Source organism: Pseudoalteromonas sp. MER144-MNA-CIBAN-0113 (assembly GCF_040308965.1).
In the GTDB taxonomy this organism is placed as follows: domain Bacteria; phylum Pseudomonadota; class Gammaproteobacteria; order Enterobacterales; family Alteromonadaceae; genus Pseudoalteromonas; species Pseudoalteromonas tetraodonis.
The window spans coordinates 1-269 of sequence record NZ_JBEOOG010000374.1 but is presented as its reverse complement, the minus strand read 5'-3'; the positions used below and the strand labels follow the sequence as shown (position 1 = coordinate 269).

Genomic DNA, 269 nt, shown 5'->3' with positions numbered 1-269 from the left:
CGTATTTATTAGCACTAATTAAATGACAATCAAGCGCAACAAAATCTGGGTATAACTGACTAAATTGCTCGCTGGCGGTTATATCTATAACCACTTTATGCTCGTAATCAAGCTGGCCAATAGCGGTTAATAAATCTTGGCTGCTATAGTCAACAGCCTCTAACTGCCATTGGTTCTTCCAGTGCTGTACATTTATGCCGCTGGGATTAAATAGCAGTTTTTGCGAACGTGCTAATCCCACTAACTTAATATTAAAGTCGGTTGATAAG

Annotated in this window: 1 pseudogene; it reads right to left on the bottom strand. The window is 39.0% G+C overall.

Going from position 1 to position 269, the window contains the following annotated elements:
* Positions 1 to 269: pseudogene (locus AAEY57_RS20110) on the bottom strand (bifunctional aspartate kinase/homoserine dehydrogenase II); the annotation flags it as partial.